We start from the raw sequence: 25,313 nt of genomic DNA on the forward strand, positions 1-25,313 counted from the left end.
TGTGTCAGGGCACCAGCGACTGCGCTGCAGACTGCTTGAGTGCGGCGGTGAGCGCGTCCAGCACTTCGGACTCCAGGTTCCAGCAATGCCAGTAAAGCTGGATGGGCAGGGTATAGCTGGATGCCACATTGACAAGCTGGCCTGTGTCTATCAGGCCCTGCGCCAGCAGGCGCGGCACCACGCTGACGCCCCAGCCCGCCAGCACGGCCCGGACCATGCCTTCTGATGACGGCACAAACAGCTGGTTAAGGGTAACGCGCTTGAGCCCGAAAGCTTTGCTGACGAAATCGACCGGCAGTTCATCCTTGCGGTTGAACGCGATAAATGGCACATCGCGAAAGTTGTATTGCGTCAGGGCGGGCGCGTTCTTGCCGCCAGGGCCCTCGCCCAGGCCAAGCCGTTTTTGCGCAAAGCCTGGTGTAGCCACCGCGATGTACTGCATCGCGCCCAGCGGTTCCACCTTGCAGCCGCGCAGTGCCTGCTTGAGCGTGGTGACACAGCCCAGCACCTGGCCTTCACGCAGCCACTCATGGGTGAAGTTCTGGTCGTCATGGATGATCTCCATGGGCAGGCCCTGCTGCGCCAGGTCGGTCAGCGCCGGCAAGGCCCAGGTGGCAATGCTGTCGGCATTGATGGCGATGGAAATGCGCTCTTCCTCACGCGCACCGCCCAGCGAACTGGGCGCCAGCTCTTTCAGGTCGCGCTCAAGGTCGGCACGCAGCAGGCGCAGCATTTTGGTGTGTTTCAGCAGCAGCTGCCCGGCCGAAGTGGGCTTGAGCGGCCTGCTGCGCACGATCAGCACGGTGCCGACCTGGGCCTCCAGTGCACGCAGGCGCTGCGACACCGCCGACTGCGTGATCGACAGGCGCTGGGCCGCCCGCTCAAAGCCGCCCTCTTCCACGATGGCTGCCAGGCATTCCAGCGCATCCGGATCAAAAGTGCTCATGCAGAGCCTCCTTTGTATTAGTTGTTCTGATGTTTTCACTGATAGTTTAATTTTTCTATTAATTGAAAGCAACATCCTTCACACTTGAATGCTGTAAAGGGGCTTGTATGAAAGTAGTGGTTTTGGGAGCGGGAATCATCGGCGTCAGCACCGCCTGGCACCTGCTTGAGCGCGGCCATGAGGTGACCGTGGTGGACAGGCAGCCCGGAGCCGCCCTGGAAACCAGTTTTGGCAATGCCGCACAGATTTCAGTAAGCTATTGCGAGCCCTGGGCCAACAAGGACGCTCCCCTGAAGGCCCTGAAATGGATGTTTCGCAACGACGCTCCCCTGCTGTTCCGCCCGCAGCTGCCCTTCGGCGACGGCTGGCAGCAATGGCGCTGGGGCCTGCAGTTTCTGTCGCAATGCAATGACGCCGCGTTTGAGCGCAATGTGCAGCAACTCGTTGCACTTGGCGCTTACAGTCATACCGCCCTCAAGGAAGTCGTCAGGGCTACCGGCATCGAATACAACCGGCTGGAACGCGGTATCGCACACTACTACACCGACCAGAAATCGTTCGACACTGCCGGTGAAGCGGCCGCATTGATGCAGAAGTACGGCGTGGCGCGCCGTGTCGTGAGCACGGCCGAACTGCTGGGCATAGAACCAGCCTTCAAGTCATTTGCGCACCGCATCGTGGGAGGTACCTATACCGCCAGCGACGAAAGCGGCGACGCGCGTGTCTTTACCCAGGCGCTGGCACAGCGCTGCGCCGACGGGGGCGTGCGCTTTCTCTACGGGCACGACATCGAGGGACTGGAAGAGTCCGGGGGGGCGGTTCAGTCAGTCGCCGTCCGGGCTCGCGCCGCGCCGGGCAGCAGCGGGAGTCCCGTCATGAACCTCAAGGCCGACGAAATCGTGGTGGCATGCGGCTCATACACTGCGCCGCTGTTGCGCACGGTGGGCGTTGATCTGCCGATATATCCGGGCAAAGGCTACAGCGCCACCTTCAAGCTGCTCAAGCCGGAACTTGCGCCCTTCGTCAGCACCATTGACGACGAGGTGAAATGCGCCATGAGCCGCCTCGGCGATCACTTGCGCGTGGCCGGCACCATCGAAGTCGGCGGCTACGACCTTTCGCTGGACACCCCGCTGGCCAGGGCGCGCTGCAAAATGCTGGCCGACCGCATCGAAGAAGTGCTGCCGGGTGTGTGCGACACCCGCCTTGAAGCGCAGGGCGGCACGCCGAATTTCTGGACCGGCCTGCGTCCCGCCACACCCACCAACATCCCCTATATCGGCAAGACCAAAGTCGGCCGCCTGTGGGTGAACGCCGGGCACGGCACACTGGGCTGGACGCACGGCGCCGGGTCGGGCAAGGCCATGGCCGAGCTGATCTGCGGGGAGGTCCCGGCCATGGATTTCGGTTTTTACGGGCTGGCCCGCGCGCGCGGCCACCTGGAACCTGAAACCGCCTGATCCACGCGAGCCTGTTCAGGCCGCATGCTGGTCCAGCGTGCGTTGTGCGTGGTCGCGCAGCGCGACGCGCAGCGCAGGTGGCTCCTGGATTTCGAAAGCAAATGGCAGCCGCGAAAGCTGCCGGGCGAACCACGGGATATGGTCGGTCTGGCTGTGCAGCAACACGCCTTCGTCACTGGGCTGGAACACCCCGATGCTGTCCGGCAGCTCCATTTGCGCCGTCTGCAGGTCGGTGTGCAGCAACAGGCGCACGGTGTTTGTGCGCGGCATGGTGGCCAGCCCCAGGACGAGATGCTGTGCGGCATTGAAATCTGCCGGCGGCGTGAACACCACATTGAGCGGCCGGACTTCCTGCACACGGTCCAGGCGGAACGAGCGCAGCGCCCCGCGCAGGTGGCACCAGCCCACCACGTACCATCGGCCGCGGCGAAATGCCAGGCCGTAGGCGTCAAAGTCTCGCTCGGTGACATCGTCGTCGGCTGAACGGTACGCCATGTGCACACGCTGCCAGCCGTGCGCTGCGGTGCTCAAGGCCAGCAACGCCGTATTGTCGCCGGGGGCCACCGCATGGCGCATGTCCAGCGTCACTGTTTCACCGAGCGCACGGACGCGGTTTTTCAGCTGGTACGGCATCACGCGCTCCAGCTTGGCCTGCGCGCTTTCCGCAGCAGGCGCTGCCTCAGCCAGCCCCAGGCCGCGCGCGGCAAGCAGGCCCAGCGACAGGGCCAGCGCTTCGTCGTCGGTAAACATCATCGGCGGCAGCTTGAAGCCGGCGATCAGGCTGTAGCACCCGTAGCGGCCACGCTCGGCCACCACCGGAATGCCCAGGTCTTCCAGCTTGGCGATGTAGCGGCGCAGGGTGCGCCCATCCACCTGCAGCCGCCGTGCCAGCTCGGCACCGCTCAGCCGGCCATGGGACTGCAGCAGCTCCAGGACGGTGAGCACGCGTGTAGTGGGGGAATACATGGTGAAAAAGTCTAACGCTTAATTAGGGCCGAAACAGCCCTATTACCTTTTTAAACTGGTTTTCACATATCCACTGCGGTGCCACAAGCACTTCAAGCCATGACGACCACCCTGACTCACACACCGGAGCTTGCCGAGCTCGCCGACGGGCGCCACGATTTCAATTTCATCACCGGGCGCTGGCTGGTCAGCAACAAGCGTCTGCGCAGGCGACTCGAGGGCTGCACCGACTGGGAAAGTTTCGAAGCCGTGCAGGACGGCGCGCTGCTGCTTGGCGGGCTCGGCAACATGAACGACCTCGTCACCGAAAGCAAGGAAACCATCGGCATGGCTCTGCGGTTTTTCAATCCGCAGACGCGGTTGTGGAGCATTTACTGGGTCAGCCAGAACAACGGCTTGCTGCAGCCGCCGGTGACCGGTTCGTTTGCCGGCGGCATAGGCCGGTTTGAGGGAAACGACAGCCATGAAGGACGCCCGGTGCGGGTTCGCTTCACCTGGTCCGGCATCACACCTACCCACGCCCGCTGGGAACAGGCCTTTTTGGAAGACGGCGGCCGCCACTGGGAAACCAATTGGGTGATGAGCCTGTCACGCCCCGCTTACCACGCGGTGCACCGCTAGAAAAAACAGGCTCATTGATGGACCACTTCGCACACCTCTGGCTGTTTTTTCTCATGGTGCTGGGCATCATCATCCTGCCCGGCATGGACATGGCGTTCGTCATGGCCAGCTCATTGACCGGCGGGCGCAGGGCCGGCCTCTTCGCCGTCGCGGGCATTGTGGCGGGCGGTGTTTGCCACGTCGTGGCAGGTGCGCTGGGGCTGGGCATCCTGCTGCAGCTGGTTCCGGGCATGGTCAATGTCATGCTGGTGGCGGGCAGCCTGTATATTGCCTGGATCGGGTGGTCACTGATGCGCAGCACGTCTGTTTTCGGCGCCTTGCCCGACATCGAGCCGCCGTCCCCGTGGCGCACGTTCCGGCAAGCCGCGCTCACCTGCCTGCTCAACCCGAAAGCCTACCTTTTCATGCTGGCCATCTTTCCGCAGTTTTTGCGGCTGGAATACGGCTCGCTCTGGGTTCAGGCTGTGGCGCTTGGATTGATCATCGCCATTACCCAGAGCGGTGTATACGGTTCGCTGGCGCTGGCTGCTGCGGGTACCCGGCGATGGCTGGCGGTGCGGCCGGGCGCCAGTGTTGCCATGGCGCGCGCCGTGGGTGCCGTGCTGATCGCCGGCGCATGCTTCACGGCATGGCAGGGCTGGCGGCAGTTTTAGGGTTGGCGCCCTCGGGCCATGCCGGGCCCTTGAGTTCCACGGTGTTGCCTTCGGGGTCGTTGAGGTAAATCGAAGGCCCTTCGCCCTCGGCGCCATAGCGCGACTCCACCTTGCCTGCCTCAACGCCGTGGGCCGCCAGGTGGCGGTGAATAGCCTGCGCGTCGAAAGGCTCGACACGAAAGCAGACATGGTCGACGTTGCGGCCCTCCTTGCCCGGCGCCGCGCCGCCGGCCCGGCCGAGCGTGCCATCCACCGGCACCAGGTCCACCAGCGAACGCCCGGCGCGCAACTGCACCAGGCCGATTTCGTCCTGCCGGCGCTCCAGGCTGCAGCCCAGCACCTGCTGGTAAAAGCGCAGCATGCCCTGCAGATCTGTGACCCGAAGGACGATGTGGTCGATGTCGCGGATATGGATCATGGCGAGGAAGGCTCCAGTGAGGCTGCGCTTTATTTTGGCACGCCGCACCCAGACCCTGTACAAGCAAAGGACTGCAGCAGCCAGTACCATGGCCGCCATGAATCCGAACCCCCGATTTCTTTTCCTCGCCACCTCCACACGCGAGCCCGGCGCATTGGGCAACACCGAATGGTTGGCACAGCAAGCCGCCGCCGCGCTGCCGGCCGGCACGTCTCAGGCATGGCATCACCTGTCCCGCATGCGGATGCCGCTGTTTGTGGACCAGCGCCACACCACGGGCCAGTACGCCATGCCGGAAGGCGACATGAGGATGCTGCTGGACGCCACGATGGACGCCACCGACATTGTGTTTGTAGCCCCGGTGTATTGGTACAGCATTCCGGCGCCGCTGAAGATTTACCTCGACCACTGGAGCGCCTGGATGCGCGTGCCCGGCCTGCCCTTCAAGGACGAGATGGCGAAAAAAACCTTGTGGCTGATCACCACCAGCGGCGACCGCAGCAAGGCGCAGCCCATGGTGGACTCGATCAGGCTTTGCGCGCAATTCATGGCCATGAATTACGGCGGCGAGCTGTGGGGCAAAGGCGGGCCGCCCGACGCTGTCAAGGCCGACACGGCGGCATTGGCGCAGGCGGCTGGTTTTCTCACACCCTGAGGATTGCGCTGCCCCGACGGGACAGGTGGCCTTTTCCTACAGGGCATGGTTTGCCGGGCTGACAGCCCCACAAGGGGTGCTGCTGCACAGTCAATACATGAACTCATCCCAACACGGCAACCCCGACACGGGTACGCCCACCGACCTCCCTGCCGGCAAAGGCATGCCAGCCAAAGATCCTCGCGCACAACGCTCACGTCCCGGCAAGCAGGACACCCTGAGGGACGGCGCCGTTGAGGCCAGCCTGGAATTGCCGCACGAACGTGACCAGGCGGTGGACATGACCCATGCCAAGCCCGATGCCGCAATTGAACAAGCCGGCAAGGACGTCAAAAGAGGCCTCACCGACACCACCAAGGGTGTTGAGCTTGATCGGGCCTACAAAAAGCTCTAGGTGCCGCGAGGGTGGAAGCCGCTTACGGCACCGGATGCGCGGCGGGCACCGCCCCGCCGGCCGGCAGATGTGCTGGAACGGCCACTTTCTCGCTCATCCAGCGCAATAAATCGAGCCACATCTGACGCATCTCTGCGTCCAGCGGCGTGCGTGTCGAATTGGGCAATTCGATGGTAACCACGGGCACGCCCTTGTGCACACCGCCATAGTTGCCCAGTGAGCCCGGGAAGATGCCTACCTGATCAAGGTACAGGCGCCCCAGCCTGGAGGGCGGCACGGAGGGGCCGTCAAAGTCGAGCACGCCATAAGGCGCATGAATGCTGACAATCAGGTTGGGTTTGAAGCTCTGCATCTGCTCGTGCAAAAACCGGGACTCGGGCTCGGACAGCGGCTTGGGGCCGGGCCAGCGCCGCGGGTCTTTCCCTGTGCGCTTTTCCCAATACACCTTCGCGTCCCGCTCCCAGTTCGGGGTGGGGAAATTGCGGTTCAAATCCACACCGCGCGCGTTGGCGCGGCGCGGCGGGCTGGAGAGCACACCATCCGGATTGAGCACAGGAACGAACCTCCAGTGGATCGCCTGCGGAGAGTCCAGCGGCGGCTGGGAAGCCAGCCTGATCCAGTGCAACGCCACGGCCCCGGAGGACAGTTCGTCGCCGTGAATCGCACCGACGACCAGCACACGCAAGCTGGGGGATTCTGGCTTGATGTCGCGCACCCAGAGTACGCGACCGTTAACCGAGCGCGTCCCCGAAGGCTGCAGTTGCGCCGCCTCACACAGCTCACGCTTCACATTCGGGAGTTTGGAAGAGTAATCGGCGCAAGGTGAATCTGCACGAGCGCCAGCAGCTATCAAATAGATAGCAAAAAAACAGGCGGCAGAACGGGAAATGGGCATGGCACCCAGTTTAACTGCCGGGCCGCCAGCCCCTCGCAAGATGCCGCCTAAACCCTGCCGCAGGTACGCCTGTGCCGCTTCAGTTAAATTACCCTTCTATGCTGACCCCCGCCATTCCCCGCAAAGCGAGCAGCCCCAGCTTCTCCCAGCGGGAGTTCCGGGCTTCGCTGGCCATGTTTGCCACCGGGGTCACCATCGTCACTGCACGCACGCCGGAAGGTGCCTTGGTCGGGCTGACCGCCAACTCCTTCAACTCGGTATCGCTGCAGCCGCCGCTGGTGCTCTGGAGCCTGGCGCAGGCGGCGGGTTCGATGGCCGCGCTCAGCACCGGATCACACTACGCCATCAACATCCTCGCGGCTGACCAGAAAGAGCTGGCCGAGCGCTTTGCCAGCCGGCGCGAAGACCGCTGGAAAGGCGTGCCGTTCACGGAGGGCGTCGGGGGCGCACCGCTGCTGACAGGCGCAGCCGCCACTTTCGAGTGCTTCAATCGCAGCAGGTATGAAGAAGGCGACCACGTGATCTTCGTGGGCGAAGTGGAGCGCTGCGCCCACCGCGCGGGCGCAGCGCCGTTGTTGTTTCACGGCGGCAAGTTTTATACCGAGCATCCGCTGTAAACCGCTCGTGCGCTGGGCCATGTTCAGCCCAGCCGGCCCAGCCGCACGGTCGTCACACCGGGCCGCAACTGCCGCACCGACGGCATGACCAGCACACAGTCGTCGTAGGGCGTCACCACCGGCTCGCCCGCATCATGCGCAATCGGCGTGCCGGCGTGGCGTATGGTTTCGCCGCCGCAAAAGTCCTGCACAAACGCAAAGTCCATTGACCGCGCAACCACGCGGTGTGTCACCGTCACGGGCGGCGGCGGCGGCGCATCGGGCAGCAACCAGCCTGGCGGCACGTCGCCGCGGTCGATCACCCCGGAGCCCACCAGAAACCGCATGAGCACGTTGCGCGCCGCCTGCAGCGACGCCAGCTCCCAGTGCTGGCCGGCTTCCAGCAGCAGGGCAATGCGGTCGCCGTTTTCGTCACCAAACGGCCCGTAGTCCCGCATACGGACACCATCGGCGTGGCCGGCATCGACAACCACCTGGCCTGTGGTACCCAGGCTTTGCGCAAAAGCAATATTGCGCGGCAGCATGCCCGTCACCAGCAAAGCGCCACCGGGCTCATGCATGGAATGCAGGTCCAGCAGGTGGGTGGCGCGCTCCACAAACGGCCGGATTTCGCGCGCGCGCAGCAGCTCGGTACTGCGCCGGGGGCCGTCCAGCAGCTCAGCGGACCACACACGGTTGAAATCCTCGTCCACAAAGCGGGAGGCGTCGGGCTTGCGGGCGTCAAACCGCATGAAGGCCTCGGTGTTGCAGAACACGGCAGTGATGCGCCCGCGCCGCGGCTGCAACCCGCTGAGAAGAAACGCATCCAGCGCCCAGGCGCCCGAATATTCGTTGCCATGCACCAGCGCCGCCACCAGCACCTCCGGGCCGGCTTCGGTTGAAGTGCGCTCCTGCACATGCGCCACCCCTGTGGAGGACGCCGCCCAGAATGACAACCCGGGCGGCTGAAGCTGCACTGCGTGGGGTTTTGGGGTGAGCTCGCCAGACCTGGCCTGATCGCTTCCTGATCGCTTCACGTTTCAGTACCGCCAGAAGATTTTCTGCAGCTCTTTGGTGTCCCTTGTCTTCGTCAAGGCCAAGGCCAGAAGAATTCGGGCTTTCTGGGGATTCTGGTCGTCAACCACAAGCCAGTCATTCGCGTCATCCTTCACCGAGTTGTTGCGAATCACCACACCGCTGCCGGTACGGGTTGCCCGAACAACAAACACCCCCTTGGCGCGAATCTCGTTAAGCGGGCCAGCTATGTACTCAGGAACGCTTCCCGCGCCGACACCCGCATGAATGATGCCCTTGGCCCCGGATGCGACCAGCGCGTCGTATGCCGCACGGTTCATGTTCTGATAGCCATAAGCAATGTCTACCTGTGGCAGCGTCTGAATCTTGTCAATGTCGAACTCGCTCTGCACTGTATGAGGGCGAATCGGCGCACGGTAGAACCTGGCCTGGCCTTCGACCACGAGACCGAGCGGACCGTAGGGAGATTTAAAAGTGTCAACCCGGGTGGCATTGGTTTTAGTGATATCGCGAGCGCTGTGAATCTCGTCATTCATGACCACCAAAGTCCCTTTCCCCATCGCTTCTTTACTCCCGGCGACCGCCACTGCGTTGTAGAGGTTAAGCGGCCCGTCCGCGCTGAGCGCCGTGCCGGGCCGCATGGACCCGAGCATCACGACCGGCTTGTTGTTTTTAACGGTGAGGTTGAGAAAGTACGAGGTCTCTTCCAGGGTATCGGTGCCGTGAGTGATCACGATGCCATCGACCTCGTCCGACCGGAGGAGTTCAGACACCCGCCGGGCCAGTTGGAGCAGGCGGTCGTTGGTGAGGTTGTGTGAGCCGACCTGAAAGATCTGCTCGCCCTTGACGTTGGCAATGGTCTGGATTTCCGGCACGGCGGCCATGATCTTGTCGACAGCAACCACAGCGGCCTGATAGGCGCCGATATTGGTGCTCGATGCGCCGACGCCGGCAATCGTGCCGCCGGTAGCGATGAGCACTACGTTAGGTTTCTTCACTTCCTGGGCCAGCGCCGAAGCCGAAACAGCAAGCGGCAATAGCAGACCGCAGGCGAGTCCGCGCAACATTGATATGACAGATAAGTGCATGACAATTCCCTCCGTGTCGGGCTAAAAATATTGCTCGGCGTGCAGAGCCCCGCCAGTGCTCCGGAGTGGCCTAGCCAGCACGCTTCGCGACTAATGAATACAGATCAGGGGCGAGCCAGGGTCTTCTGTGGGCCTGCCGCCGTTGCCCCGGCCCGGCCCCCACGGCTGCAGCTTCAACGGCACCCCCTGGGCTTTGGTGAATTCCCGCTTACGAAGTAGCGCCGGTCGCCACCGCCTTGTTGACCACGTTGCGCACGCGCTGGGTTTCAGCCCGGATAAAGGCCGTGAGCGCCTGTGGTGTGCCGCCGTCATTGGAGATGCCGGCCTTCTGGAGCTTTTGCCAGACTGCTTCTTCGCGCAGGATTTCGTTGAGCTCCTTGTTCAGGCGCGCCACCATGGGCGCCGGCAGCTTGGCGGGCCCGAAGAGGCCGAACCAGACGTTCATGTCGTAACCCTTGAGCTTGGGGTTCTCGCCGAGTGCAGGGATTTGCGGTGCAGCCCGCGAACGTGTGGGTGTGGTGACGCCCAGCGGAATCATCTTGCCGGATTCGATGTGGGGCAGTGCGGAGGAAAGCACCGAAACACTGAACTCGATATTGCCGCCCAGCAAGTCCTGCAGTTGCTGACCTGCGCCGCGATAGGGCACATGGCGGAAGGTGGTACCAGCCATCAGGTTGATCAGCTCGCCCGACACATGCAGCGGCGTGCCTATGCCCGAAGAGGCAAAGCTCAGCTGGTTGCGTTCGCGTTTGGACTTGGCAATCGCTTCCTCCATGGTTTTGACGCCGGTCTTGGTATTGGTCACAAAGACCATGGGCGTAACCCCTATCAGCGCCACCGGGCTCAGATCCGTTTCGCCGTTGTATTTGATGGCGCCGTTATAGAGCTTGGCAATCGAAACCTCGCTGCCCGAGCCCAGCAGCAGGGTATAGCCGTCCGGATTCGCGTTGACGACCTTCTGCGCGCCTATGGTGCCGCCGGCGCCGCCCACGTTTTCAATAACGACCGGCGTGCCCAGGCGCTTGGACAGCGGCTCGGCGATGATGCGCGCCACCAGGTCCACGCTTCCGCCGGCGGGGTAGCCCACCACCAGCGAAATGGGCTTGCCGGCAGGCCAGGCCTGGCCCCAGGCAGCCGGCAAACCCAGCAGCCCTGCGGCAGCAAGGCAAAGTGTGCGGCTCACAGCGCGGCGGTTGAGGGTAAACATTCCTGGCATGGCGGGCTCCTTGTTGATGGCGCCAGTCTAGGAGCCGCCCCCGCGCGGCGCATGCGCATCACGCATGGGCGCATGCGACCTCAGGAATCAGCCGGCGTGCTGGCAGACCAGATGCGCTGCACCAATTCATTGCGCGGGCTGCGCGGCCGGTACAGGCGGATCTCAAACCGGACCGTCACGCCCTTGCCGTCCGCCTCTACCAGCCGACCATTGCGCAGGTCGCCTTCGACCAGTCCGCGCGGCAGCCAAGCCAGGCCCACGCCCTGCAAGGCCTGCTCATGCAGCGACTCGGCAAAGTCAGACTCGGTCACGGTATGCAGATGCAGCTCGCGCGCATTGCGGCTAAGCCCGTCCTGAAGGATCTGGCCGAGCGCGAGCGTAGGCGCATAGCCCAGCACCGGTACCGGCTTGCGGGCCGTACCGGGCAGGGCATGCTGCGGCTGGCCATCTGCGCGCGGTGCGCTGACGGCCACAAGTTCGTCGGTGCCCAGCGCGAGTCCTTCGAACGTCTGTTCGTCCAGCAACAGCGGCAGCCGCGGATGCGTGAACGACAGCAAGAAATCAGCAGCCCCCTGCTCCAGGGCCGTGGCGCCTTCATGGATGGAGCCTGTGAGAATGCGCAAGCGAAACTCCCCGGCCCCGCGCTTGGCGCGCGCGAGCCAGTCAGGCACGGCGCTGCGTGAAAGCGTGCGGCCTGTTGCCAACGTGACCCAGTCCAGCCCGCCTCGCGCATGGCGGATGCGGGAGCGCGCATCGTTAAGGCTTGCCGCCGCGCGGCGCGCCACCGGCAGCAGCTCTTCACCGGCGGCCGTCAGGGCCAGTGGCATCACCGCGCGATTGATCAGGTCGGCGCCCACCCACAGCTCCAGAGCGCGGATACGGCGCGAAAATTGCGGCTGCGTCACATGGCGAAGCTCCGCCGCACGCGAAAAGCTGCGCTCACGTGCCAGCGCGATGAAGTCTTCCAGCCATTTATGGTCCACGGCAGCACCTTGTCCAGGGATTTAATGCAATGGTATTCCTTGTTACCCCGGCCAGCGAGCTGCCAGGGGTCGGGCTACCATCAAGGCATGACGACAGTCCGCAAAGCCAATCTCGATCTCCTCGCCATGTCCCTCTTGCTGGGATGCTGTCTGTTCTGGGGCCTGCAACAGGTGCTGATCAAGGCCACGATCAGCGAAATACCGCCGATGTTCCAGGCCTCGCTGCGGCTGGTTGGCGCCACGGCATTGCTCTGGCTCTGGTGCCTGTGGCGCAAGATCCCGCTATTTCGACGCGACGGTTCGCTAAAGGCCGGCCTGCTGGCGGGCGCGCTGTTCGGCGCAGAGTTCGCCTGCATTTATGTAGGCTTGCAATACACCAGCGCCTCCCGCCTCACGGTGTTTCTGTACACCTCGCCTTTCTGGGTCGCTCTGCTGGTACCGCTGTGGGTCAAGTCCGAACGCCTGCGCGGCGTGCAATGGCTGGGCTTGCTGTGCGCGTTTGCCGCCGTGGTGTTCGCGCTGCGGGAAGGTTTCACGGGCGACCATGCCTCGACCGCGCGAGGCGACTTGCTGGCACTGGCCGCCGGCATGCTGTGGGGCCTGACCACGGTGGTGATACGTGCCACCAAACTGGTCAGCATCTCCGCTGAAAAACTCCTGTTCTACCAATTGGCCGTCAGCGCCGCAGTGTTTCCGGCCCTGTCGCTCTACCTGGGCGAGCAATGGTCGTGGCATTTCAGCCCGTTTGCCATTACTTCCCTGCTGCTGCAGACCGTCATAGGCGCATTCGCCAGCTACCTGGCCTGGATGTGGATGCTGGGGCGCTACCCGGCCACCAAAATCTCGGTGTTTGTGTTTTTCACGCCGCTGTTCGCGCTGCTGTTCGGCGCGTTGTGGCTCAAGGAAAGCGTCACCACCGGCCTGCTGGTGGCGCTGGCCACCGTGGCGGCCGGCATCGTGCTGGTCAACCGCAAGCCATCAGGCGCATAATTTTTCGACATGACGTCCCACCCACGCATCCCCGGCCATCGATTCCTCCACTCACCCGGGCCCACGCGGGTGCCCGACGAGGTGATGGATGCGATGCGAAGGCAGCCCATGGACCTGGCTGACCCGCGGCTTGACCATGTGATCCAGGCCTGCGAGACCGGGCTCAAGGCGCTGCTGCAAACCGCGGGCGACGTCTTCATGTATGCGTGCAACGGCCACGGCGCCTGGGAGGCTGTGATCGCCAACCTGCTCGCGCCCGGGCAGCAGGTGCTGATCGCCGGCACCGGGCATTTCTCCGAATCCTGGGCCGTGCAGGCCGAGGCCATGGGCGCAGCAGTCATCCGCACGCCTTGGCGCGAGGGTTACCCGATTGACGTGCCGGCCATAGAAGCCGCGCTGCGAGCCGACACTGCGCATGCCATCGTGGCGGTGTTTGTGGTTCATACCGACACTGCGAGCGGCATGACCAGTGACCCGGGCAAGGTCCGGCGGGTGCTGCAAGCCACGGCCCACCCCGCGCTACTGGTGGTAGATGTGGTCGCGTCGCTGGGCGCGGCGCCCTTTGCCATGGATGAGCTGGGCGCCAACGTCGTACTGGGCGCCTCGCAAAAAGGCTTGATGGTGCCCCCCGGTCTGGCCTTTGTGGCTGCGGATGCCGCAGCTATGAAGTTAGCCGCTGCCAATCCCTCGCCGCGCTTTTACTGGGACTGGGCGCGGCGGCAAAGCCCGCTGAGCTACCGCAAGTTCTGCGGTACGCCGCCGCAAAGCCTGCTCTTCGGCCTGGAGGCCGCGCTGGGGCTGATTTTTCATGAGGGCGTCGAAGAGGTCATCGTCCGCCACCAGCTGATCGCCAGTGCGGTGCACGCCGCTGTCGATGCCTGGAGTGAAGGCGGTGCTCTGGGCCTTTTTGTGCGCGAACCTGCGGCGCGCTCGGTCTCCGTCACGACGGTGTCTGTCACTGCGGGCATTGATCCCGAAGCCTTGCGCACCGTTGCGCGCGAACGGTTTCAGGTGGCGATTGCAGGCGGCTTGGGCCCGCTGGCGGGAAGAACCTTTCGCATCGGCCACCTGGGTGACATGAACCCTGCCATGATCCTGGGTTGCCTGGCCGGCCTGGAAGCGGCCATGCAGGTGCAGGGCATTCCCATCGGCAGCGGCGGCGTGCAGCACGCCGTTGCAGCCTTGGCAGGTAAACGCTAATACCTACTGCGAGGCAGTGATACCGCCGTCGAGGTAAAGCACCTGCCCGGTCACAAAGCGGGAAGCGGGCGCCGAAAAAAACACGGCCGCACCCGCCACGTCCTGCGGGTCGGCCACGCGACCCAGCGGAATGCGTTCCAGCACCTGCTTGCGCGTCTCAGGATTTTCGAGCCAGTGGCGCGCCATCTCGGTCTGCACCACCGTAGGTGCGATGCCGTTGACAGTGATGCCGTACGGCGCCAGTTCACTCGCATGCTGGCGTATCAGCATGACCAGACCGCCCTTGCTGCTGCTGTAGGCTGAATAACCACGGCCGCGCAAACCGAGCTGCGCGCGCACCGAGAGCAGGTGCACCTGCGCGCCGCCCTTGCCGCCTGCAATCTGGTGTTTGGCCGTCGCCTGTGCCAGGAACATCGCGGCTTTGAGGTTAACCTGCAGCACCTCGTCAAAGGCTTCTTCGGTGACCTCGAGCAAGGGCTGCTCGCGTTGCATGCCCACGCAGTTCACCAGGATGTCGAGGCCGCCCCACCGCGCGGCCACCGCGTCGACGGAAGCCTGCATCTGCGGCACCGAATGCGCGTCCATGGCCAGACCCATGGCCTCGTGTCCTGCCCTCTGCAAGGCCGAGGCCACGGCCTGCGCCTTGGCCTCATCGCGGCCCGACACCGCGACGCGCGCCCCGGCCATGGCCAGGCCCCAGGCAATCGCCTCGCCTATGCCGCCGTAGCCGCCGGGCACATAAGCGGTTTTACCGCGCAGGTCGAACAGGCCCGTCAGTGCGGTGTTGAAATCAACAGAGGGTGTGATGCTGCTCATGGATGGCGAAATTGTGGGCGTAAAGCGGGAACAGCGGCGAAAGGGCTTTCCCTCAGTCCATCAGCAAGCCACCGTTAAGGTCGATGATCTCGCCCGTGATGAATCCCGATAACGGCGACGCGAGGAAGCGCACCACGTGAGCGAACTCCTCAGGTTCGCAGAAGCGCCCGACCGGGATGTCCTTGAGAAGCTTCTGGCGTTGCTCTTCATTGAGCTGTTCGGTGATCATGGGGGTTTTCACGTAAGCGGGCGCAACGGCATTGGCCGTGACGCCAAAGGGTGCAAGCTCGCGCGCCAGTGAAAAGGTCAGCGAACTCATCGCGCCCTTGGACACCGAATAGGCCGTGCCCGCCGTCAGGCCACCGGTCTTGGCCGCCAGGGAACTGGTGTTGATGATGCGGCCGAAGCGCCGCGCCTTCATCGCCGGCACCACCTGCTGCGCAAGGTAAAAAGCGCCGTCGAGGTTGGCGCCCATCACGCGCCGCCACTCGCCGGCTTCGGTGGCCTCAATCTTGTTGTTGGACAGGATGCCCGCGTTGTTGACCAGGATGTCGACAGGCCCGAAGGCCTTGACGATGAGCGCATGGCCGTCGCTCACGGCAGCCGCATCGCTGATGTCAAATGAGAACGACAAGGCGCGCGAACCCAGCTCATCGGCCAGCGCGCGGTTGCGCTCCTGGCTCACATCGACCATCGCGACCTTGCAGCCGTCTTCGAGCAAGGCCTTGACGACGGCCAGGCCCATGGTGCCGGCCGCTCCGGTGACCAACGCGACTTTGTCTTGAAGCGGTTTCATCAATTAACCTTCATACATTAAAGAACTTTCTGTACCAGAACACCGCGGAACCGGCTTCGCCGGGCCGCTGGTGTTGCCCCTTGGGGAGTTCCGGCTACACGAAGTGAGACGAGACAGGGGGTCTCACTGATCCAGGACGCTTTTCTTGCCGAAGAGGCCGCGCGAACGAAACGTCACCACGGCAATGAACAAGAGGTACATGGACATCAACGACCATTCGGACGCATACGAACCCGTGAGCCCGACGACCATGCCGACCATCAGCCCGGCGATCACTGCACCCCAGAGCGAACCGACGCCGCCCAGCACAATGATCAGGAATGCCGGCACCACTGCGTCTACGCCCACATGCGGGCGAATACCCCAGATCGGCGCCATGACCACGCCGGCGATGGCGGCCAACGCCACGCCCAGACCAAACACAAACAGGCGCAGGCGCGACAGGTTGATGCCCAGCGCGCGCACCATTTCGCTGTCATGCGCGCCGGCCTTGATGATGGCGCCGTACGGTGTTTTCTGCAAAAACACCCACAGCAGCACAATCATGAGGATGGCGAATCCGCTGGCGAAGAAGCGATACTTTGAATAAACCAGGTCGCCCATCAGGAAGGCGCCGGAGATGACCTCGGGCAGCATCAACTGCTTTTCCGAGGAGCCCCACACCAGGCGTATGGTTTCCTCAATGACCAGCGCCGCACCGAAGGTCAGCAGCAGGCCATAGAGCGGGTCACGGCCATAAGTGCGCCGCATGCACAGCTCCAGCAGCATGCCGAAAATACCCACCAGGATGGGCGCAAGAATGAGTGCCACCAGGTAACGCGTTCCCAGCGGCAAACTCATGTACCAGGCCTGCAGGTTCGGGAACATGCCCAGTTGCGGTGCGATCAGGAAAAGCGCGAAGTACATGCCCAGCGCAAACAGCGAGCCGTGTGCCAGGTTGATGGTTTCCATCACCCCCACGATGAGCATGAAGCCCAACGCGATGAGTGCGAACAACAGGCCCAGCGAGATGCCGTTGACGAGGTGCGGAATAAGCTGGAGCAGAAAATCCATGTCGGTCTTTGAAGATTGAGGGCCGGTCAGACTTCGTAGCTGGGGGTCGCGTCGTAGCTCTCGAGCTTGCAGGCGCCGGCTGCATCCTTGTCCGCCACATCCTTGGGATCGGCCTGTGTGAGGATCTTGAAGATGTCGTCTTTCTCGGCGGGCTGGTCGTTGTAGGTCGCCATGTAAATCGTCTGCTGGCACTGGTGGGTGACGGGATCCATCCACGCGTCGTAGTGCTGCAGGCGGTCGGCCGCGCTCATCTTGCGGCCTTCGAGCTTTTTGATCACGGCAATGTTGTTGGTGGTGCCGGCCTCTTCCACACAACGCAGCAGTTCGCGCGTGGCCATATAACCGTTGTGATACACATTGCCCGGCACGCGAATCGCCATGCCCGGGAACTGCTTCTGGTAGGCCGCAACGAATTCTTTCACGCCGGGCAGGCCCAGGCGCCAGTACCAGGTGGTGCCAAAGACGCCGAAGATGGCCTCGGGGCCCAGACCGTAGACATCGGGCCAGTCCTGCTGGTTGTTGATCCACGCCATGGACTGGTTCATCTTGAGCTGCACAACTTGCTGGCGCAGCGCCTTGATGTCGTCACCGCCCACCGCCGTGGCCACCACATTGGGCTTGAGCTGTTGCAGCTTGAGCAGGTAGGACGAGAAGTCGCGGGTGTTTTGCGGCACCAGCAGCTCCTCAACGATGCGCCCGCCGTTGGCTTCCACGATCGCGCGTGTCGCCTTGGAGGTGGTGTGGCCCCACACATAGTCGTTGGTCAGCAGCACCCAGTTCTTGCCGCTGGCCTTGATGGCGTTCTTGACGATCGCGTTGGAAAAGTTGGTGCCGTTGCCGTCCCAGACGAACTTGGTGCGGTGGCAGTCCTTGCCGGCCTCGGTCGGGCTGCTGGAGTTGGTGTTAAAAAATACCGTGCCGTATTTCTGCGCAACCTGCGAGATGGCATTGGAGACGCCTGAGTGCACTGCACCGATCAGGAAGGAAGCCTCATTGCGCGTGATCATGCGTTCGGCCACGCGCGAGCCGGTGGCCGGCGTCGTTTCCGTGTCGATATGAATGGCCTCAATGCGTCGGCCCAGCACACCGCCCTTGTCGTTGAATTCCTTGATGGCCATCATGGCGCCCAGGCGCTCTTCGGCGCCCGAGGCGGCGTACAGGCCCGAAGCGTCCATGGTCAGGCCAATGGTCAGCGGTTTCTTCTGGCCGGTCTGCGCCCAGGCGTGGTTGTGCTTCCACGGCCCCATGAAGGGCGCCGCGCCGTACAGACCCGCGCCCACCAGCGCCAGGCTTGAGTGCTTGAGCAGCGCGCGGCGCGAGGTGGCCTTGCTGTCGGATTGGGATTCAGGTGTTGCGTGGTTGTTCTTGATGTCGCTCATGGTTTTGTCTCCTGCGTGTAAATGGGTCAAACGGGTTGGCTTAACGGGGAACGATCTTGACGTCGTTGAGTTTTTCCTGTGCTTCGAAAAGGGAGGCGATCAGCTTGTCGCCGTAACCGGCATTGCTGGCCTGGATCAGGCTTTGGTGCGTGGCTTCACCCATGAAGCTGGTGACGGGCAGCATCTCGGCCAGGTGGGTGTAGTAGCGCAAATCTTTTTGCGCATTGGCGATGCCGAACTTGAAGCCGGTGACGTCGCCCTCCTTGAGCGTTTTCGTCGCCATCATCTGGAAGATGCCGCAGTTCACGCCGCCGACCGAGATCACGTCGTACAGGCGATTCAGGTCCAGGCCGCTTTTGGCCGCGACCGCGAAGGCTTCGGCAATCGAGGCCGCAAAGCTCATGGCCATCATGTTGTTGACCAGTTTGAGCACGTGGCCATGGCCGGGCGGGCCGACATGGAAGATGTTTTCGCAAAAAGCCTTGAGCACGGGCTCCAGCGTTGCGAAGTCTTCGGGCTCCGCACCCACCATGGTGTTGAGCCGGCCTTCCTCGGCTTCCTTGGGCGTGCGAGCCAGTGGCGCATCGACCAGCTTGATGCCTTTGGCCGCAAGGTCGTTGCGGATACGGGTGCTGGAGGCAGGCTCGGCCGTGGAGGTGTCAACCACGATCAGGCCTTTGCGGCCGCTGTCCAGCAGGCCATCCTTGCCGTAAACGATGTCTTCGACCTGAGGCGAGCCCGTGACGCAGATGAAGACGATGTCGCTGGCCTGCGCGCACTCGGCGTTGGTCTTGGCCTCCCTGGCTCCGGCGGCGATCAGGTCGGCCAGGTTGTCGCGGTTGCGGTTGATCTTGAAAGTCAGGCCGAAGCCTTTGGCCAGCAGGTTCTTGGCCATGCCGTGGCCCATCATGCCGATGCCGATAAATCCGATTTTTGGTGTCATGTTTGTCTCCGTCTTCTTTCTCGTTGTGTTTTGTGTGTTGTGTTTGGCGGCTCAGTTCACGACTTCAGCGGCGCCTGCTGAAACAGCGGTCCCTTGGCCCGTTCTGGCCTGGTCCCACAGCGTGATCAGCCGCGCATAACGCTCGGCAATGTCCTTGACCACTGCCGCATCGTCCATGGCGCCGGAGAACCAGCCGTTCGCAGCATCGCCAAAGATCGAACGCCCCACGGCAAAGCCGCGGCAGATGGCGTGCGGCGCTGCGATGCGAAAGCTCTGGTCGAGTTTTTCCTCGCTGGCTTCCAGGCCCAGCATCAGCACGCCACGGCAATGCGGGTCATGCTGGTGAATGACCGCAGCGATCTTTTGCCAGGCAGCCGTGTTGGCGGCGGGCGGCAGCTTCCACCAGTCGGGGAAAATGCCGGCCTGGTAAATCTGCTCCAGCGCCAGCGGTACGGTGTCGTCATCCGTCGGCATGTCTTTGGGCGGAATGACTTCGATGAGAAATTCGTGAAAGCTGTCCACGCTGGCGCGCTGCAGGTCGGCCAGTCTGGCGAGTTGGCTTTCGCGCAGGGCCGGCGTGTCCTGCGGGTGGTAATACACCAGGCACTTGGCGACGTGCTCGCCGGGCCAGGTCCGCATGGCGGCGCCCAAGCCTGCACCGGCCTCGAACTGCAGCGGGCGCGAGCCCGGCAGTTCAACCGGCCTTGCGACCCACCAGCCCTTGCCGGTCACCGTGGGAAGCACCTCTTCGCCAAAGCGGCCGTCCACGATCACGCCCACGCCACCGCGCGCACCCGCTCCGAGCCGCGCACCTTCAGCGATCAGGGATTTGAAGAGGGGAATGCGTTCGTTCCCCGCTCCATGGCGCGCTGCGATATCTTCCAGCTGCATGCGGTGGTCGAACGCGAGGATGACCAGCTCCTCCCAGCGGCGCGTACGCGTGCTGACGCGGTGCAGGCGTTCAAGTTGCGCGTCTTCGCGCAGGCGCCGGGTAGGCGAGCCATGCACCAGAAAGAACTGCAGTTCTTCCCAGCTGGCCATGGCAGGGGCACACCCGTGACGTGACACCACGAGTGCGCCACAGGCATTTGCATAAGCACAGCAACGCGCGAGCGGTTCGCCCGGAATCCAGCCGCGCAGGAAACCCGACATGAAAGCGTCGCCGGCGCCGAGCACGTTGTATACGTCCACCGGAAAACCGGGGCCTTGCAATCCCTTTTCCAGCGAGTCGGGAATCGCGCCGTCGAACACGACACAACCCATGGGCCCGCGCTTGACGACCAGCGTTGCGGCCGTCAGGTCGCGCAAGCGGCGTAGCGCAGCGAGCGTGTCGGTGCTGCCGCCGGCGATATGAACTTCTTCTTCGGTACCCACTATGAGGTCGCAGTGGCCGACGACGGTTTGCAAATGCGCGCTGACTTCACCGGAAGGTACAAAGCGTTGCTCGCCCATACCCGGGCTGGTCAGGCCCCACAGCACGGGGCGGTAATCGATGTCGAGCACCACGCGAGTGCCTGCGGCTTTTGCCATCGTCATCGCCCGGAGGCAGCTTTCATACGTTTGCGGCTGTGACAGGTGCGTGCCCGAAATCAGCAGCGCCTTGGCCGAAGCGATGAAGGCCGCGTCAAAGTCGTCCGGGCTGATCGCCATGTCGGCGCAGTTGTCGCGGTAGAACACCAGCGGAAAGGTGTCGCGGTCCTGAATCCCCAGGAATACCAGCGCTGTCAGTCGCCTGGCGTCGGTGGCGACATGGCTCACGTCCACGCCCTCGGCCGCCAGGGTTTCGCGGACAAAGCGGCCGTTGTGTTCGTCACCCACACGGGTCAGCATCGCGGGCTTCAGGCCCAGACGCGCGACGCCCACCGCGGCGTTGGCCGGCGAGCCGCCCAGATACTTGGTGAAGCTCTGCACGTCTTCAAGACGACCGCCGATTTGCTCACCGTACAAATCCACGGCGGCGCGGCCCACGCAGATCAGGTCCAGCGGGCGGCTCATACGGCCCCCTTGCGCGCGGGTTTCGCCGCAGCTTTGCCGCCGCCTTTGGTTTTAGCCTTCGCTGCGCCCTGCTCGGCCAGCTGATGACCCGTGCTGACCACCAGCGCCTGCGCCAGGCACAGCGGCGCGACCAGCGAGCGGAAGGGTTTCGACGAATCGTCAGCCAGTTCCAGGCAAACCCTGGCATGCGCCTTGAGCGGCGAGAGCGGGCCGTCGGTGATGGCGATCACCACCGCGCCCAGCTTGGCGGCCTCAGAAGCAGCCGCGATGACTTCAGGCGAATAGTTGCGAAAGCTCGCGGCGATCAGCACGTCGCCGGGCGCGATGGAGCGCAGGCTTTCGCGCAGCATGCCGCCCGTGCCATCGAGCAAATGGGTACGCAGTTCTAACTGGCTCAGCGCATAAGCCAGGTAGCCCGCCACCGGAAAGGCGCGGCGCTGGGCCAGCACATGGATGCGCGGTGCCGACGCCATGAGTTTGACAGCGGCCTTCAGGTCAGCCTGGGCGATGCTTTCTTCCAGATGGCCAAGCTCGGCCACCGACTCGCTCACCAGCTGGTGCAACACACCGGCCGGCGCGCGCTCGCCGTTGAGCTGCTTGCGGCGCATCTGGTCAATGCGTTCGCGATAGCTGTCGGAACGCTCCAGCAGGTGGCCGCGAAACACCTGCTGCATTTCGGAAAAACCGCCAAAGCCCAACGCATTGGCAAAGCGGATCATGGCCGAAGGCTGCACCTCGGTCGCTTCGGCCACCGTCGCCACGGTGCCCAGTGCCAGGTCGTTGGGTTGCTCAAGGGCGAAGCGCGCGATGCGCTGCAGCTGCTTGGACATGTCCGGATAAGCCCGGCCAATCAGCGCCTTGAGTTCTTCGTAAGTCGTTGCAGAGTCCATATGTCGTTTGCCGCCTCGGGGAAGGCGATGAGCCGGTGGCTGCATCGCGTCAATTTAGAATAAATGTTCTTGCGTATTTAAATAATAGAACGTACATTCTGTTCTGTCCAGCCCTTCTTCAACTTTTCTTTCGGCATTGATTTCCAGCGCTTTATTCCTTCACCCAGAACAATCGAAGAGACAAGGTCCCCATGCAACTCGCTTCCGGTCGCGCGCCGCTCATTCCTTTACCCATGCTCATCACCCTGTTGGTGCTACTGTCCACCCCGCTATGGGTGGGCCGTGTCGGGCTCTACCAGTACCTGGCCCTGGAAATCATGATCTGGGTGTTGTTTGCGATGGGCTACAACCTGCTCCTGGGTTTCACCGGACTGCCCTCCTTCGGTCACGGCGCATTCTTTGGCACGGGCGCCTACGCTTTCGGGTTGCTGCAACTGAAAGTCTGGCCCAACCTGTGGTTTGACCTGGCCGGCGCGGTACTGGTCACGGCGGCGTTGGGCGCGCTGGTGGCGCTGTTCATCTCGCACCGGCGCGGTATTTATTACGCGCTGCTCACCATCGCATTCGGCCAGGTTTTCTGGTTTATCGCCAACAAATGGCATACCGTCACAGGCGGTGAAGATGGACTGCTGAACATCAAGCGCCTGCCGGCCGATTTCGGTTTTGCGTCTTTCAACCTCTCAGGTAACAACGCGCTCTTCTTCTTTTCCCTGGTGCTGTTTGCCTTGGTTCTTTTGGCACTGTGGCGGCTGATCCATTCGCCGCTGGGCCGCATCTTCAGCGCCATCAAGCAGAACGAAACGCGCGCCGCCTTCGTGGGCTACAACGTCTGGCTCTACAAGTGGCTGGCGTTCACGCTGTCGACCGCCGTCGCGGGCCTGGCCGGCGCACTGTTTGCCATGGCGCAGCAATCGGCCTACCCGAATGTCATGAGCCTGCACAACTCGGGCTTCGTCGTGATGATGGTGCTGATTGGCGGCGGCCTCGTGAGCTTCTGGGGACCGGTCATTGGCGCCACCTTCTTTATCCTGGCGCGCGACCTGCTGGGCGCCTACACCGAGACATGGCTGCTTTGGTATGGCCTCGTCTTCATGGCCATGGTGCTGTTCAAGCCCGAAGGCATTGCCGGCGCATGGCAAGCCTGGAAGGCCAGACCAAAGCGGCCGGTGGCAGCCAAGCCCGCCCCCGCGGGAGGTGCGCTGTGAAGCTCTTCGAGGCCAGCGGCCTGTCCAAACGATTCGGCGCCCAGGTGGTGCTGCAAGACATCACGCTCAGCTTCAACGAAGGCGAGCTCAACGGCATCATGGGCCCCAATGGCGCGGGCAAAACCACCTGCTTCAATGTGCTGACAGGCCGCTACAAGCCCGACCGCGGCCGCGTGACTTTTGCGGGGGAAGACATCACAGGCCTGTCGCCGCGCGAGATCGCGCGCAAGGGCGTGTCGCGCTCCTTCCAGATCATGAATCTCTTTGACAGCTACACCGCGCTGGACAACGTGCTGGTGGCCACGCCGCATGTACGCCGGCAGGGCTTCAACCCCTGTCGTGATCTGGGCGCCGACAGTACGGCGCAGCAACTGGCAGCAGCCGTGCTGGAGCGCGTGGGCCTTAAGGGCAAGGAGCACGTGCTGGCCAGCAGCCTTTCATACGGTGAGCGCCGTGCGCTGGAGATCGGTGTGGCGCTGGCTGCCGAACCACGCATGCTGTTTCTTGACGAGCCCACCGCCGGCCTGGGCGCCGAAGGCACGGCGCGCCTGATGGAGCTGGTGAAAGAACTCAAGCGCCAGCTCACCATTGTGATCATTGAACACGACATGAACTTTCTCTTCAAGCTCGCCGACCAGATCTCGGTCATCCATTGGGGCCAGGTCATCAGCCAGGGCACGCCTGACCAGTTGCGTGAGAACGAATGGGTGCGCCGCTCCAACCTGGGAGCGCTGGCATGAGCGCGGTGCTGAAGTCCATGATCAAAACTGTTTCACCGCAGGCCGACATGCTGGCGGTGGACCGCATAGACACCTTCTACGGCGAAACGCAGGTGCTGTTCGACGTCTCGCTGAAAGTCGGCGCGGGCGAAGTCGTTGCGCTGCTGGGCCCCAATGGTGCAGGCAAAACGACGCTGCTGCGCTCTGTGCTGGGCCTGACGCCACCGCGCAAGGGCGCCATTGCCTTCGACGCGCACGACATCACACGCATGCCCACGCACGAGATCGCCAAGGCCGGCATGGGCTGGGTACCCGACGACAGGCGCATCTTCCCGACGCTGACGGTGGCGCGCAACCTGGCCATCGCGCGCAAGGCCACGCGTTTCCGGTCCTGGCACGAGAAGGAATGTTTTGAAATCTTCAGCGCGCTTGAATACCTGATGCACCGCGAATGCGAGAACCTCTCGGGCGGCGAGATGCAGATGGTGGCGATCTCACGCGCCTTGCTGGGCTCACCCGGCCTGGTGCTGTTCGACGAACCCAGCCAGGGCCTGGCACCCAAGGTGGTACAGGACGTGATGAAAACCATCAGCCGGCTCAAGGCCGAAGGCATCGCGGTGCTGGTGGTCGAGCAGAACGTGCAAAGTGCGCTGCAGGTGGCCGACCGCGCCTATGTGATGAACCAGGGCGTCATCGTCCACGAGGGCCCCGCGGCCGAATTGCGCAACGATGCCGCCTTGAGCCGGCAGCTTTTGGGAGTTTGACCCGCATGAGCCATCCACTACTACACGTCGAGAACGTCGCCAAGCAATACCAGCGCGGCGTATTCCGCAAGACGACCACCTTTTCACTGAACGCCGATTTCGAGGTGCACAAGCCCTGCGTGGTTGGTGTCATGGGCCCCAACGGTTCCGGGAAGACCACGCTGTTCGAACTGATCACCGGCAGCAACCTGCCGAGCGCGGGCCGCGTGCTGGTCAACGGCCAGGACATCCACCAGGTGCGCACACGCGAGCGCGACCGGTTGGCGATCCACTACCACCAGTCCTACCAGGTGCGGTCGTTTCAAAAAACCAAACCCGACTTCATGCTGGCGCATGCGCAGAGCGATTCGCCGCTGGTGCATTTGTTCGACGAGCCGCAGTTCAACACACAGGACGGCTACATCGGCTTCATGCTGGATTTCTTCGCCAAGCTCAAAGCCAACGGCCGGCTGGTGTTTTTATGCCTGCATCCCAACGAGCCTTATCACGTCGACATCCTGCGGCAATGTTGCGAGCGTTTCATCTTTGTGCAGAAAGGCGCGATCAGTGAGGCGCCGGACTTCGACACGCTGGCGCGCGACGAGAAGGTCAGGGCTTACCTGGGGGCGCTGGCGCCGGCAGCTTGACCCACGGCGCC

27 protein-coding genes are annotated in these 25,313 nt (G+C 63.3%); 12 read left to right on the forward strand and 15 right to left on the reverse strand.

What is annotated here, in order from left to right:
- Window positions 1-4: 4 nt before the first annotated feature.
- The gene (locus tag AC1D11_RS20475; protein WP_477646945.1) at window positions 5-946 is read right to left on the reverse strand and encodes a LysR family transcriptional regulator ArgP; all 942 of its coding nucleotides are present in this window, start codon (window positions 944-946) and stop codon (window positions 5-7) included.
- A gap of 107 nt (window positions 947-1,053) precedes the next feature.
- Here AC1D11_RS20475 and AC1D11_RS20480 point away from each other — a divergent pair, with 107 nt between their 5' ends.
- Window positions 1,054-2,406 (forward strand): D-amino acid dehydrogenase, encoded by a 1,353-nt coding sequence (locus AC1D11_RS20480; protein WP_477646946.1) that lies wholly within the window; start codon window positions 1,054-1,056, stop codon window positions 2,404-2,406.
- Window positions 2,407-2,421: 15 nt separating this feature from the next.
- On the opposite strand, the gene AC1D11_RS20485 is transcribed toward AC1D11_RS20480, so the two are convergent.
- Complete coding sequence (locus tag AC1D11_RS20485) at window positions 2,422-3,372, reverse strand: helix-turn-helix transcriptional regulator (protein WP_477646947.1); 951 nt, start codon at window positions 3,370-3,372, stop codon at window positions 2,422-2,424.
- A gap of 99 nt (window positions 3,373-3,471) precedes the next feature.
- Between AC1D11_RS20485 and AC1D11_RS20490 the strand changes: the two genes are divergently transcribed.
- A complete protein-coding gene (locus tag AC1D11_RS20490) occupies window positions 3,472-3,993 on the forward strand; it encodes a hypothetical protein (protein WP_477646948.1) in 522 nt (173 codons plus the stop codon).
- A gap of 17 nt (window positions 3,994-4,010) precedes the next feature.
- Window positions 4,011-4,646, forward strand: coding sequence for a LysE family translocator (locus AC1D11_RS20495; protein WP_477646949.1), 636 nt, complete (start codon window positions 4,011-4,013; stop codon window positions 4,644-4,646).
- Here AC1D11_RS20495 and AC1D11_RS20500 read toward each other — a convergent pair.
- A complete protein-coding gene (locus AC1D11_RS20500; protein ID WP_477646950.1) occupies window positions 4,615-5,064 on the reverse strand; it encodes a VOC family protein in 450 nt (149 codons plus the stop codon). The genes AC1D11_RS20495 and AC1D11_RS20500 overlap by 32 nt on opposite strands.
- Window positions 5,065-5,152: 88 nt before the next feature.
- On the opposite strand from AC1D11_RS20500, the gene AC1D11_RS20505 reads away from it, so the two are divergent.
- On the forward strand, window positions 5,153-5,719 hold the full coding sequence (locus AC1D11_RS20505; protein WP_477646951.1) for a flavodoxin family protein: 567 nt from the start codon (window positions 5,153-5,155) through the stop codon (window positions 5,717-5,719).
- 97 nt (window positions 5,720-5,816) lie between these two features.
- Complete coding sequence (locus AC1D11_RS20510) at window positions 5,817-6,113, forward strand: hypothetical protein (RefSeq protein WP_477646952.1); 297 nt, start codon at window positions 5,817-5,819, stop codon at window positions 6,111-6,113.
- Window positions 6,114-6,135: 22 nt separating this feature from the next.
- On the opposite strand, the gene AC1D11_RS20515 is transcribed toward AC1D11_RS20510, so the two are convergent.
- Window positions 6,136-6,903, reverse strand: coding sequence for a M14 family zinc carboxypeptidase (locus tag AC1D11_RS20515; protein ID WP_477646953.1), 768 nt, complete (start codon window positions 6,901-6,903; stop codon window positions 6,136-6,138).
- A gap of 203 nt (window positions 6,904-7,106) precedes the next feature.
- Between AC1D11_RS20515 and AC1D11_RS20520 the strand changes: the two genes are divergently transcribed.
- Entirely contained in the window at window positions 7,107-7,625 is a 519-nt protein-coding gene (locus AC1D11_RS20520; RefSeq protein ID WP_477646954.1) for a flavin reductase family protein, read from the forward strand.
- 23 nt (window positions 7,626-7,648) lie between these two features.
- Here AC1D11_RS20520 and AC1D11_RS20525 read toward each other — a convergent pair whose 3' ends face one another.
- From AC1D11_RS20525 to AC1D11_RS20540, 4 genes are all read right to left on the reverse strand, one after another.
- Complete coding sequence (locus AC1D11_RS20525; RefSeq protein ID WP_477646955.1) at window positions 7,649-8,581, reverse strand: M14 family metallopeptidase; 933 nt, start codon at window positions 8,579-8,581, stop codon at window positions 7,649-7,651.
- 63 nt (window positions 8,582-8,644) lie between these two features.
- The gene (locus AC1D11_RS20530) at window positions 8,645-9,727 is read right to left on the reverse strand and encodes an asparaginase (RefSeq protein WP_477646956.1); all 1,083 of its coding nucleotides are present in this window, start codon (window positions 9,725-9,727) and stop codon (window positions 8,645-8,647) included.
- A gap of 208 nt (window positions 9,728-9,935) precedes the next feature.
- On the reverse strand, window positions 9,936-10,943 hold the full coding sequence (locus AC1D11_RS20535; protein WP_477646957.1) for a Bug family tripartite tricarboxylate transporter substrate binding protein: 1,008 nt from the start codon (window positions 10,941-10,943) through the stop codon (window positions 9,936-9,938).
- A gap of 80 nt (window positions 10,944-11,023) precedes the next feature.
- Complete coding sequence (locus AC1D11_RS20540; protein WP_477646958.1) at window positions 11,024-11,926, reverse strand: LysR substrate-binding domain-containing protein; 903 nt, start codon at window positions 11,924-11,926, stop codon at window positions 11,024-11,026.
- 87 nt (window positions 11,927-12,013) lie between these two features.
- Here AC1D11_RS20540 and AC1D11_RS20545 point away from each other — a divergent pair, with 87 nt between their 5' ends.
- Both AC1D11_RS20545 and AC1D11_RS20550 read left to right on the forward strand, forming a co-directional pair.
- A complete protein-coding gene (locus AC1D11_RS20545; protein WP_477646959.1) occupies window positions 12,014-12,916 on the forward strand; it encodes a DMT family transporter in 903 nt (300 codons plus the stop codon).
- 9 nt (window positions 12,917-12,925) lie between these two features.
- Window positions 12,926-14,116: a pyridoxal-phosphate-dependent aminotransferase family protein gene (locus tag AC1D11_RS20550; RefSeq protein ID WP_477646960.1), complete on the forward strand. Its 1,191-nt coding sequence runs from the start codon at window positions 12,926-12,928 to the stop codon at window positions 14,114-14,116.
- Between the two features lie 3 nt (window positions 14,117-14,119).
- Here the strand turns inward: AC1D11_RS20550 and AC1D11_RS20555 are convergent, their stop codons facing one another.
- From AC1D11_RS20555 to AC1D11_RS20585, 7 genes are all read right to left on the reverse strand, one after another.
- Window positions 14,120-14,932: an SDR family NAD(P)-dependent oxidoreductase gene (locus AC1D11_RS20555; RefSeq protein WP_477646961.1), complete on the reverse strand. Its 813-nt coding sequence runs from the start codon at window positions 14,930-14,932 to the stop codon at window positions 14,120-14,122.
- 52 nt (window positions 14,933-14,984) lie between these two features.
- Window positions 14,985-15,728 carry an SDR family NAD(P)-dependent oxidoreductase gene (locus tag AC1D11_RS20560; RefSeq protein ID WP_477646962.1) on the reverse strand — a complete coding sequence of 248 codons (744 nt, stop codon included), beginning with the start codon at window positions 15,726-15,728 and terminating at the stop codon, window positions 14,985-14,987.
- Window positions 15,729-15,851: 123 nt separating this feature from the next.
- Complete coding sequence (locus AC1D11_RS20565; RefSeq protein ID WP_477646963.1) at window positions 15,852-16,781, reverse strand: branched-chain amino acid ABC transporter permease; 930 nt, start codon at window positions 16,779-16,781, stop codon at window positions 15,852-15,854.
- Window positions 16,782-16,807: 26 nt separating this feature from the next.
- Window positions 16,808-18,160 carry an ABC transporter substrate-binding protein gene (locus AC1D11_RS20570; RefSeq protein WP_477646964.1) on the reverse strand — a complete coding sequence of 451 codons (1,353 nt, stop codon included), beginning with the start codon at window positions 18,158-18,160 and terminating at the stop codon, window positions 16,808-16,810.
- A 40-nt stretch (window positions 18,161-18,200) separates the two neighbouring features.
- Window positions 18,201-19,103, reverse strand: coding sequence for an NAD(P)-dependent oxidoreductase (locus AC1D11_RS20575; protein ID WP_477646965.1), 903 nt, complete (start codon window positions 19,101-19,103; stop codon window positions 18,201-18,203).
- 51 nt (window positions 19,104-19,154) lie between these two features.
- Window positions 19,155-21,098, reverse strand: a complete 1,944-nt coding sequence (locus tag AC1D11_RS20580) for a bifunctional 5-dehydro-2-deoxygluconokinase/5-dehydro-2-deoxyphosphogluconate aldolase (RefSeq protein WP_477646966.1) — start codon at window positions 21,096-21,098, stop codon at window positions 19,155-19,157.
- Window positions 21,095-21,988 (reverse strand): MurR/RpiR family transcriptional regulator, encoded by an 894-nt coding sequence (locus AC1D11_RS20585; protein WP_477646967.1) that lies wholly within the window; start codon window positions 21,986-21,988, stop codon window positions 21,095-21,097. The genes AC1D11_RS20580 and AC1D11_RS20585 overlap by 4 nt, the downstream gene beginning before the upstream one ends.
- A 191-nt stretch (window positions 21,989-22,179) precedes the next feature.
- Between AC1D11_RS20585 and AC1D11_RS20590 the strand changes: the two genes are divergently transcribed.
- The 4 genes from AC1D11_RS20590 to AC1D11_RS20605 are packed head-to-tail and all read left to right on the forward strand — an operon-like array spanning window position 22,180 to window position 25,302.
- Window positions 22,180-23,193 carry a branched-chain amino acid ABC transporter permease gene (locus tag AC1D11_RS20590; protein WP_477646968.1) on the forward strand — a complete coding sequence of 338 codons (1,014 nt, stop codon included), beginning with the start codon at window positions 22,180-22,182 and terminating at the stop codon, window positions 23,191-23,193.
- Window positions 23,190-23,933, forward strand: coding sequence for an ABC transporter ATP-binding protein (locus AC1D11_RS20595; RefSeq protein WP_477651189.1), 744 nt, complete (start codon window positions 23,190-23,192; stop codon window positions 23,931-23,933). Before AC1D11_RS20590 ends, AC1D11_RS20595 begins: the two co-directional genes overlap by 4 nt.
- The gene (locus AC1D11_RS20600) at window positions 23,930-24,676 is read left to right on the forward strand and encodes an ABC transporter ATP-binding protein (protein WP_477646970.1); all 747 of its coding nucleotides are present in this window, start codon (window positions 23,930-23,932) and stop codon (window positions 24,674-24,676) included. Before AC1D11_RS20595 ends, AC1D11_RS20600 begins: the two co-directional genes overlap by 4 nt.
- 5 nt (window positions 24,677-24,681) lie before the next feature.
- Window positions 24,682-25,302 carry an ATP-binding cassette domain-containing protein gene (locus AC1D11_RS20605; RefSeq protein WP_477646971.1) on the forward strand — a complete coding sequence of 207 codons (621 nt, stop codon included), beginning with the start codon at window positions 24,682-24,684 and terminating at the stop codon, window positions 25,300-25,302.
- Window positions 25,303-25,313 lie beyond the last annotated feature (11 nt).

It is taken from the genome of Polaromonas sp. P1_E11 (assembly GCF_056405995.1).